Source organism: Chitinophagaceae bacterium (genome assembly GCA_007695095.1).
GTDB lineage: Bacteria > Bacteroidota > Bacteroidia > Chitinophagales > REEL01 > REEL01.
The window spans coordinates 1-11,777 of record REEL01000128.1; the positions used below are offsets into that span (position 1 = coordinate 1).

Annotated in this window: 5 protein-coding genes; 1 reads left to right on the forward strand and 4 read right to left on the reverse strand. The window is 36.7% G+C overall.

Features of this window, described 5'->3' with window-relative positions:
• On the reverse strand, positions 1 to 4,196 hold a 4,196-nt coding region (locus EA412_10170; GenBank protein ID TVR77714.1), incomplete at its 3' end, for a hypothetical protein.
• Positions 4,197 to 4,542: 346 nt separating this feature from the next.
• Positions 4,543 to 6,282 (reverse strand): transcription termination factor Rho, encoded by a 1,740-nt coding sequence (locus tag EA412_10175; GenBank protein TVR77715.1) that lies wholly within the window; start codon positions 6,280 to 6,282, stop codon positions 4,543 to 4,545.
• A 293-nt stretch (positions 6,283 to 6,575) separates the two neighbouring features.
• On the opposite strand from EA412_10175, the gene EA412_10180 reads away from it, so the two are divergent.
• Positions 6,576 to 7,844: a serine--tRNA ligase gene (locus EA412_10180; GenBank protein TVR77716.1), complete on the forward strand. Its 1,269-nt coding sequence runs from the start codon at positions 6,576 to 6,578 to the stop codon at positions 7,842 to 7,844.
• Here the strand turns inward: EA412_10180 and EA412_10185 are convergent.
• Together EA412_10185 and EA412_10190 are read right to left on the reverse strand one after the other, a co-directional pair.
• Complete coding sequence (locus tag EA412_10185) at positions 7,841 to 8,167, reverse strand: YbaB/EbfC family nucleoid-associated protein (GenBank protein ID TVR77717.1); 327 nt, start codon at positions 8,165 to 8,167, stop codon at positions 7,841 to 7,843. The two genes, EA412_10180 and EA412_10185, sit on opposite strands and share 4 nt — an antisense overlap.
• Positions 8,168 to 8,346: 179 nt before the next feature.
• Positions 8,347 to 11,685: a vitamin B12-dependent ribonucleotide reductase gene (locus EA412_10190; GenBank protein ID TVR77718.1), complete on the reverse strand. Its 3,339-nt coding sequence runs from the start codon at positions 11,683 to 11,685 to the stop codon at positions 8,347 to 8,349.
• Positions 11,686 to 11,777: the final 92 nt, after the last annotated feature.

An 11,777-nucleotide genomic window follows, 5' to 3' on the forward strand; every position in this document is an offset into this window, starting at 1 on the left:
AAATCAGTTAGTACAAGTGAAGCCTCTTCACCAAAACAAACTTCCGTATTATTAGTAACTATCACACCCGGAGAACGATTTATACTTAATGTAAGCGTATCATTAAACGGGTTTCCGTCATCCTGTAAATTGGCTATAAAAGTAAACTCATATAAGCCTTCAAGTGACATGTCTAACACACTTGTTATCTCTATACTTAAAGTATCACCGACGACTAATGTCCCTGTATTTATAACTGTATTAAATGTTTGAGGAAGAATTCCATCAACAATTAATGTAATTTCTAAACTATCATCAGCAAAATTTAAATCCTGCAACCCCTGGTTAGAGACCAACACCTGAGCTATCTCAGTAGATGTATAACACTGATCCGGCAGAGGAGCTAAAATAGTTTCCAGAGCTATATCATTGTCCGGTGGTGTAAACTCATACGCTCCCGGATCCGGGTTCGCATCTCTGGTTTCTCCATCAATATCTAATGGTACAATTGAAGTTACAGCCGGGTCACCTATACCGTCTATTGCCGGATTCGTAGGAATGAAAATTCCATTTGCCGCATTTGCAAAAGAAGGATCTTCCTCTACACTATTTCCATCCTGGGTTGAAGCAGTTTGCCAAGAAGACAAATCAGCATAATTCGTTAATCCTAAACGACCTAATGTAATTTCAGATCCCGATCCTTCAATGTTAAAAACATTATTATCAGAAATAAATCCAGTTGTTGCCTGAGCAAACCAAAGCGCTCTGATAGTCCCTGTACCGGCATTTATAGCCTCAAATATATTGTTTTTAACCTCTATATTGTCGGCAGCAGTACTGTGATAGTATAAATAATTTGCCGAGGTTTTATTATCATCTACCAATGAAATGGTATTATGATAAATGTTTGTGAAATCCGATGCAAGATGTCTGATTACATAAGAAATAGATGATGGATTATCTATATTGTAAATTAAATTATTTGCAATCAAATTAGGGTTTGAAGCAATTGCAGAGGAAGCATTTATATAAATACCATAAAAAGTTGTACTAGGTGCCTCTTCATAGATATCATAAATCTTATTGCTATTTATTTCAAATTGGCTTGAGTTGCTGACTCTTATTCCATAATAGATAGCACTTACTGTTCTGGTTGGCCTGGTAACTTCATTACCAAAAATAAGATGTGCTGCTAACTGATCCGTGTAGATTCCATATGCATGAGCGTCCTGAAGGATATTATCTCTAATCACTATTCCCTGAGACTGTGCTAAACTCGAACCATTTAATCTAATATTATGATAACCACCGATAATTGTATTGCCTTCAATTAATAAATTATTGGCATTTTCACCATTCGAAGTTGCTAATGTATTTGAATTAGAAGCAATAATACCTCCTACATTACTAACTAATGTATTGGTCTTGTCCAACAGAATAATATTATTGGTTAAGTTTATTGAATCTGCATTGTTGGTCAAATGTATACCCCAACCAAAATCGCTGCTTAGAGCATGTATACCCAAATTATCTATAGTCAAATGTGAAGTTCCATCTAACTGAATTACATATCTGTCAGCTGAAACCTGATCCTCATAAGAGATAATAGACTCTTCCGGATTAGCACTTGTAAATGTTATAGTATTTGTTGAAGAAGCTCCGGGTATAGCAGGAATAATTATTTGTTCATTATAAGTAGCTGAATCCACATTTATAACCACAGGTCCTGAAACTCCGCAATTTACTAACTCCTCTACTGCTTCCGTAAATGAAATGAAGTCACCGTTGCCAAAAGCATTTATTGTATATGTTCCAGATAAAGGAGTTATACAAATAGTAGAGAAAGTTACCGGAGTAAAATTCCAATCTGACGTATCCGTAGCGCATATTACTCTCACATAAACATCATAATCAGCTAGGAAATCTAAAGCAGTAAGATTAAAAAACGTATCTGTGATGGCTGTAAAAGTAGCCGAGTCATTAAAAGTCTCGCCGGCATCTAATAATGCAACATCATAATTCACTGCTCCTGTTACCGGAGACCATACAGCTGTTGCTGAATTGGTAGATAAGTTGATGACAGCAATATTATCAGGTGTTATACATGCAGGAGCTTCTCTGATTTCAAAATCATCAATCGCAACATCACCATTGAAACTACTACCTTTTCTCACTCTGAATCGAACTTGAATAGTATCACCTACGTAATTATCCAAAATAATTTGGCTTGGGATATATGGAGCTGAACTGGATGTTTGTTGCTCTCCAACCAAAGTTTGTACAATATCCCAACCTGAACCGTTATTAATTGCCACACTAAAGGTATCAATATGATTACCATACATGTGGTAATAAAATCTTAATTCCGGAAGAGTAAGTGAAGTAAGGTCAATAGGCGGAGAAATAAAATCTGCTAAATCTCCCTCAGAACCATTTCCTGCTTCTGTAAATATATAGTTTCCACTACCTGTAGTGTTATCTCCTGAAGGACCTGTATTAATAGATCCTGTAGTACCTGTTCGAGTACCCCATGCAAAAACATTATTTTCAGAAGGGGTTCTAAACCAGCAACTATCTATTTCACTATTAATATTATTTGCACCGGTACCTGAAACCCAAATATTATCATCAAAAGTTTCAAGATAAGGAGCAGCAAATGGCGTACATATAGTTCTAAATCCAATTGGCCCAAGCCAATCAGAAGTATCACCTACTGCACATACCGATCTAATATAAAATTCATAATCTGTATTAGGGTCTAAGCCATCAACCGAAAATTCCGGTGTACCAAAAACATTAAAACGATCACCTAAGCCTAATGGAAAACCCTGAGGGCCTCCTTCAATCTGCCATTCTGTGGCCGGGCCTACTTCTGTCCAGCTACCTGACACATAATCAAAGGATAATTCTGTAATAGTTATATCTTCAGGCTCAAAACAAGTCGGAGATGGTTCAATAGTTAGAGTATAACCAACAGTCTGCGGAGCTGCCCATGTTGAAATAACAATATAATATGTATCACCACTATCTACAGGGAAAAAGTCAATTATTCTGTCTGCTGTTGTACTTGAAGCGACACCATCAAGACAGGCTGTACCTATATCTGCGCAGTCTGCATAAATAAAAATACCTGACCATGACCCTACAGGTGACATTGTAATATCAATATTGCCCGTAAAGTCTGCGGTATATGCATAAACAACATCATCACCATTTAAATAAGCACTAGTTGTTCCACAACCTGAAGAACCGGGTGAACCGCTGTAAACATCAAAATAATTCTCAGTATTATCAGTAGTTGTATATGGCAAAGAAGTAATCATAATTGGATTGCTGCAATCAGCACCCGGACCAAAAGTTTCAAAAGATGTCTGTGCCGGGCTTCCCAATTCTAAACCACAAATAGCTGCAACGAACGCATTATATACAACATTTGAATCAAGCCCTGACAATGCATAAAAATTGTCGGTAATGTTTAAAATAGTATCTAAATCACCGCTAGATGTATTTTCATATACCAAAACATAAAAATCTGCTCCCGGAACTGTATCCCAGTCAAATGTAACATCTGTTTGTCCTGTTTTGGTAGCCGTGAAATTTGAGGGGGTAAGGCAATTGGTACCAACTAACATCACGTTATCTATGGCCCACCACCAGCCCCAGGATCCAACATATTTCCACCTGAAGCGCACATCACTTTCTCCTTTTAAAGAAGTTACGTCAAAACTTGCAGTAATTGGATCCGGATATCCGGTACTGGATGTTCTGGTAACCAAGTTATTCCAGGTAACTCCCCCATCTGTTGAATAATCCAGAGAGCCTGAAGATGATACATGTCTGTAACTTTCGGAAAAAGTCAGAAATACTTCTGCAGAAGTAGAAGTACTAAGATCTATAGAAGGCGATATCAATGATGCATCCTGATTGTTGCCTGAACCATAGAAATCACTATCTAAAATAGCAAAAGAAGTATCAAAATCTGCTCCTACCAATGTTCTGTTTCCGGGATTGTCAAACATCCAGGTTTGACCGGTAGTTCCACCGTCATTAATATTTTGCCAATCAGCAATGCTATCGCTTGCTATAGGATTAGAAAAGTCTTCACTAAAATAAATATTTTGCGCAGACAAGCTAAATCCGGTTAAAAGCATAATGCAAAAAGTAAATACTTTAAGGGCTGCTTTCTTCTTAAGTAAGGTTTTCATGTTCATAATCATTTTTTTAATCTTGTAATTTCAAAATTAGAGTATTTTATTTTAAAAACAAATCTATTTCATATTTCTTTTTAGAATTTTAATACTTAGCCATTTAATGTGTTAGAAACTAATCACATGCATTAACTACTTACAGTCATATAAATAATAATAATTTGGAGCACAAAAACTAAAGCTGTCTCACTTACATTCTTATTTTGTACAAATATTTAATATTTATATAATTAATTAAATCAGATGTAAGAATTGGGGGAGTTTTCAACTTAGTTTAAATGCACTAACTTTTATCTGCCCTCCGGACATTAACCCAAAAGAGACAATTAGAAACTTAACGATATTAAAGTTTATACTAACCGTTCATAGAGATTAAAAACTCATTATTTGATTTTGTTCCACGCATCCTTTGGAGAAGGAAATTCATTGCTTCTTCGGCATTCATGTCAGCCAAATGGTTTCTGAGAATCCACATTCTTTGAAGTACATCTTTATCCAACAATAAGTCATCTCGTCTGGTACTGGAAGAAATTAAATCAATTGCAGGGTAAACACGCTTATTAGAAAGTTTTCTATCCAATTGAAGCTCCATATTACCTGTTCCCTTAAATTCTTCAAAAATCACTTCATCCATTCGGCTTCCGGTATCTATAAGAGCCGTAGCTAAAATAGTTAAAGAACCACCATTTTCAATATTACGGGCTGCTCCAAAGAATTGCTTAGGCTTATGTAATGCATTTGCTTCCACACCACCGGATAACACTTTCCCTGAAGGAGGTGCAACGGTATTATGTGCTCTGGCTAGACGGGTAATTGAATCCAGTAAAATAACTACATCATGACCACATTCAACCAGCCTTTTTGCTTTTTGTAAAACGATAGATGATACTTTTACGTGTCTGTCGGCAGGTTCATCAAAAGTACTGGCGACAACTTCAGCTCTTACGCTTCTTTGCATGTCAGTAACTTCCTCCGGTCTTTCATCAATTAACAAAATAATCAGATAAGCTTCCGGGTGATTTTTAGCAATTGAATTTGCTATATCTTTTAATAAATGCGTTTTACCGGTTTTTGGCTGGGCAACAATTAATCCTCTTTGACCTTTTCCTACCGGAGTAAATAAATCAATTATGCGGGTAGAATAATTATTATCGTCATCGCCCAGATTAAATTTTTCCATTGGAAAAAGAGGCGTTAGATAGTCAAATGGAACACGGTCACGTACATTCTTAGGATCCTGACCGTTTATTTTATCTACTTTTAATAAAGCAAAGTATTTTTCGCCTTCCTTTGGAGGTCTAATAGTTCCAAATACTGTATCTCCGGTTTTTAGCCCGAAAAGTTTAATTTGAGAAGGTGAAACATAAACATCATCCGGTGAACTTAGGTAATTGTAATCAGAAGACCTCAAAAAACCATAACCATCCGGCATCATTTCAAGAACTCCTTCCCCATCTATAACACCTTCGAGATCTAAATTAATAACGGGGTCTTTTTTTTGCTGGGGTCGCTCCTGCTTTGGAGCCTGCTTATGTTGAGGAGGCTGATTTTGTTGATTGTCGCTTCTTTCGTTTCTATTATCTTTATTTGACTGATGAGGTTGATTTTGCTGACCTTCACTTCGGGAATCTCTATCTCCCTTATTCGGCTGATTGCGATTTTCTCTTTTCGGTTGTTCCGGCTCTCTTTTTTCCTGTCTGTTAGAATCATCCCTCGATTGCTTCTCAGCTGATTTTTCAGAGAAATTCTTTTTCTCTTTATTAGGGTTAGCAGAAGCCTGTTGAGGGGTTTCTTTAAGCGGAGGTTTGTTATCTTCCTTCTTTGCAGGACGTCTGTTATCAGGTTGAGGCTTTGAATCTTCTTTTGGTAAGCGTGATCTTTTAGTTTGCTTTGGCTTTTCTGACTGAGAAGGTTTTGAAGAAGTTTTCGACTTTTCCTGTTCAGGTGCTGATTCAGGGTTTAAAGCCTGATGATCTAATATTTTATAGATTAGTTGTTGCTTGTTTAAGCGGCTGATGCCTTTAATCTCCATTTCTTCGGCAATTTCTTTTAAATCAGGCAATACCATTTCATTTAATCGCAAGATGTCATACATATATTAGAATGTTTTGTTTGTAGATATTTTATATTATTTGTGGGTGTACTTTGTTTAATAGCAGGCTTATTCAAAACCCTATTTCGTTTTTCAAAAAATTTAATGTAATTCAAATTTTAAGCTTACATTTATTCGTACATACTGCATAAAGCTGTTTTCATTGATATACTTTTCAGACTGAGATTAATTTTGGAGCAACTGTAAAGAGCTTACAGCATGTTTGTTGAATAGTACTTGACAAAAGTAAATGTTTTTTTTCAATCAAATGCTATCTTTGGAAAAAAATTTTATCAATGCTAACATTACAAAAAATAAGAGAAGAAAAAGAAGAGATAATAAAGGGTCTGAAAAAAAGAAATTTATCAGTAGAAAATACAATTAATCAGATCCTTAAGCTTGATGAAGAAAGAAGAAGTGCACAGCATGAACTGGATAGTATCTTGAATAATATCAAAACTCTTTCAAAAGAAATAGGTCAGTTATACGCTCAGGGTAAAGGAGAGGAAGCTGAGCAAAAGAAAACTGAAACTCAAAATAATAAAGAAACATCTAAAAGGATGCAGGAAAAAATGCAAAATGCCGAATCTCAAATTCAAGCATTGCTGATTGAAATACCCAATGTTCCTCATGAAGATGTTAAGGCAGGAAAATCTGCTGAGGAAAATGAAATTATAAAAGATCAAAAAGATTTACCGGTTCTACCTGAGTGGGCAAAGCCACACTGGGAGATAATGGAGAACTTAGATATTATGGACATGGCTGCAGGAACTAAAATAACCGGAGCCGGTTTTCCACTGTATAAAGGGAAAGGGGCAAAGTTACAAAGGTCTCTAATTCAGTTTTTTTTAGATAAAGCAACCGATGCCGGTTATCTTGAAGTTATTCCTCCATTATTAATAAATGAAGCTTCTGCTTATGCAACCGGGCAGCTACCGGACAAAGAAGGTCAGATGTATGAAATTCAAACCGAAAAGTTTTTTTTAATTCCTACTGCAGAGGTCCCAATTACAAATCTTTACAGAGATGCATTAGTTGATCCAAAAGAATTACCGGTAAAATTAGTCGGTTATACTCCCTGCTTCAGAAGAGAAGCAGGCTCATATGGAAAAGATGTGAGAGGCTTAAACAGGGTTCATCAATTTGATAAAGTAGAAATTGTGCAAATTCAAAAGCCGGAAAACTCTTATAAGGCTTTAAAAGAAATGATTGATTATGTCGAGTCTCTTTTAACGGAACTTAATATCCCATACAGAATAGTTAGACTTTGTGGCGGTGATATGGGTTTCACCGCTGCCATGACCTATGATTTTGAAATTTATGCCGCCGGACAAAAAAGGTGGCTTGAAGTTTCTTCAGTTTCGAATTTTGAAAGCTTTCAGAGTAACCGGTTAAAGTTGAGATATAAAGAGGAGGGTAAAACTAAACTTTTGCATACATTAAATGGTAGTGCATTGGCATTAGCCAGATTAATGGCAGTTATAATTGAAAACAATCAGACACAAGATGGCGTGAACATACCGGAGGTATTAAAGCCTTACACCAAATTTGATTCAATAACTTAGGACATATTATCCATAAGTCCCGGAGGTACTCCATCCGGAAAATATTGTTTAGCAAGATTTCCCATTTCAGCTTCGTAGATTTTAGTTACCTGCTCAAAAGCTTTATTGGTGGCAGACATGATAAGGTCTTCCAGTTCTTCTTTATCCCATTCATTAAGAGTTCCTCCAATTTCTACTGATTCTACACGCTGGTTACCTTTAACACTAACTTTTATCTGTCCTCCGGCTGATTCACCTGCTACAGATATATTACTCATTCTGCTTTTTAAAGCCTGCATTTCCTGTTGCATTTGCTGGATTTTTCCAAACATATCTCCAAACATATCTTTTGATTTTAATTTACTGACTAAACTTTATGAAATACCTCTGCAAAACTATAGATTTATTTATTAAGTTTTGATTAGAGATTGGAATTCATTTACAAATTAGCATTTAGCTTCAAAAAAAAAGCCGGAGTAAAATTTTCACCCCGGCTTTTAAAAATGGCATTAATCACAAATCATTAGCTGCAGCCCATGCTATTTCCACAATTCAAACACTTATAGCAAGTGCCGTTTCTTATAGTTATATGGCCACATACATTACAAGACGGAGCATCTCCCATCATACTGCTCATATAATCCTGAGTTGCAGATGTTCCTGAATTTTTATCATTCTCTTCCGGTTCGTTCCTTGAAAAAGTGATTTTTAAAGGCTCCTGATCAGAAGATTTATTGGAAATGCTGTTAGATTTCAGTTCTTTGGATGGTTTTGGTTTTACTACTTCCGATTCCTGCACTTTCTCAATTTCCGTCTGCACATGAACCAAATCCTTTCTGTCTAAATATTCATACCCCAACATACGGAAAACAAAATCAATTACTGAGGTTGTGGTTTTAATATTCGGGTGTCCCTGAACATTACCACTTGGTTCAAAACGTGTGAATGCAAATTTATTTACAAACTCTTCTAAAGGAACCCCATACTGCAAGCCTATAGAAACTGCTATTGCGAAACAATTTATAATCGAACGATAAGAGGCTCCCTCCTTATGCATATCAATAAAAATCTCTCCCAAAGTGCCGTCGCCGTAATCACCGGTTCTGACGAATACTGTATGATTATCTATCTTCACTTTTTGTGTAAAGCCTTTGCGTTTATTTGGTAACTTTTTACGTTCTACAATTTTAGAAAGCTCCCTTTTAAATGAAGTATCCGGTGATTCTATCATTTTATTTCTGGCAACCTCTAAAATCTGCTCAACGGTTAAAGTACTCAAGTCCAATGTTTCTTCAGATAAATTTATCTCTTCAGTATCAACTTTAGTTTTTGATTTCTTTTTATCTGATTTATTGGAAAGTGGCTGTGACATTTTACAACCGTCTCTGTAAAGTGCATTTGCTTTTAGTCCTAAGGACCATGAAAGTTCGTAACATTCCTTAATCTCATCAACATTAGCCTCGTTTGGCAAGTTAATGGTTTTAGAAATAGCACCTGAAATAAATGGTTGAACCTTGGCCATCATTTTTATATGGCCGTGAGGGTGTATATATCTAACTCCCTTTCTTCCGTTTCTGTTAGCGCAGTCAAATACCGGCAAATGCTCATCTTTCAGCTCCGGAGCTCCTTCAATAGTCATGGTTCCGCAAACATAATCATTTGCCTCTTCTATCTCGTCATCGCTGAATCCCAACTCATTTAGAAGAGAAAAGTCAGCCTGCATAAAATCTTCATCTAAAAAGCCCATTCTTCTCATGGTAGCGTCGCCCAAAGTGAATCTGTTAAATACAAAACCAAGTTCGAAAGTAGAAGGCAGTTGAGTTTCGATTTTCTCTAACTCTTCTTCAGTAAAGCCTTTTGCTCGAAGTGTTTCGTAATTAATATGTGGAGCACCTTCCAGTGTTGAGTGGCCTTTGGCATATTTTACTATTCTGTCTATTTCCTTTTCAGAATAACCCAGATTTCTCAATGCCTGTGGTATAGATTGATTAATTATCTTAAAGTAGCCTCCACCTGAAAGCTTCTTAAATTTCACTAATGCAAAGTCGGGCTCCACGCCTGTCGTATCACAATCCATAACAAGACCAATAGTACCTGTTGGAGCAATTACTGTAGTTTGAGCATTTCTATAACCATACTTTTCACCTAATTGAATTGCTGCATCCCATGAATTAGTGGCTGCTTCCAGAAGATAATCCGGACAAAACTCAGGATCTATACCCTGCGGTTTCGTTTCAAGACCTTCATAGGCATCATGTGCGTTATATGCTGCAAAGCGATGATTACGCATTACTCTCAGCATGCTTTTTTTATTGTTCTTATATCTTGGAAAAGGCCCTAAATGAGCGGCCATTTCAGCTGAAGTAGCATATGATGTTCCGGTCATTATTGCACTTACAGCCCCTGCTATTGTACGACCTTTTTCACTATCATAAGGAATTCCGCTAACCATAAGCATTGAGCCGAGATTTGCAAATCCAAGACCCAGTGTACGGTAATCGTATGATCTTTGCGCTACTTCTTTAGAAGGGAACTGAGCCATTAATACTGAAATTTCAAGTACTATTGTCCAAATTCTGCAAGTATGCTTAAATCCCTCTACGTCGAAATGCGTTTTCTCAACATCAAAAAGTTTTCTCAAATTAATTGAAGCCAGATTACATGCGGTATTATCCAGGAACATGTATTCTGAGCATGGGTTTGATGCCCTGATGGGGCCATCTTCCGGACAAGTATGCCATTCATTGATGGTTGTGTCATATTGCACTCCCGGGTCTGCACAACGCCATGCAGCATACGCAATTTGATCCCAAAGCTTTTGAGAATCTACTTTATCAATTACGGAGCCATCTGTTCTGGCTGTTAATTCCCAGTCTTTCTTCTCTTCCAATGCTTTGAAAAAGCTATTAGGTATTCTTACTGAATTATTTGAATTCTGGCCTGAAACTGTTTTGTAGGCTTCCCCTTCATAATCTGAAGGATACCCTGCTTCAATTAAGGCTGCTACTTTTTCTTCTTCTTTCACTTTCCAGTTGACAAACTCAACAATTTCCGGATGGTCTAAATCCAGGCAAACCATTTTTGCTGCCCGGCGAGTTGTACCGCCTGATTTTATAGCACCTGCTGCTCTGTCACCAATTTTTAAAAAGGACATAAGCCCGGATGAATAACCTCCGCCTGAAAGTTTTTCATTTTCTCCTCTTATATTAGAGAAATTTGTTCCCACACCTGAACCATATTTGAAAATTCTGGCTTCACGAACCCATAGATTCATTATCCCGCCTTCATTTACTAAATCGTCATCTACAGACAAAATAAAGCAAGCGTGAGGTTGTGGACGTTCATAAGCAGACGTGCTTTTTTCCAGTTTACCGGTATCAGGATTTACAAAATAGTGCCCCTGAGGTTTACCGGTAATTCCATACGTTGAATACAAACCTGTATTAAACCACTGAGGAGAATTGGGTGCAGCATATTGACCCATTATAGTATATACTAATTCATCATAAAAGATTTCTGCGTCCTTATTAGAAGCAAAGTAATTATATTTATTACCCCACTCTTTCCAGCAGTCTGCCAAACGATGTGCCACCTGTTTAATAGAATTTTCAGAACCAAGCGATCCGTCTTTTTGCGGAACTCCGGCTTTTCGAAAATATTTCTGTGCAAGTATATCAGTTGCTACTTGTGACCAGGTTTTGGGAACTTCTACATTATTCATTTCAAAGACAGTTTCCCCGTTAGGGTTTCGGATAACTGATGCACGCATATCATACTCAAATAAGTCATATACGGATTTGCCTTCTTTAGTAAAATACCTACTGACGTTAAGGCCTTTTTTTGTTGTTTTAGAATTTTTCATAAAATGTGTTTTAGGGTGTATCAAAGACAGAAAACAAACTTACCTCTATATTCAGATTATTCCAACTCAATTTTTCCACAAGATTTTGTTTA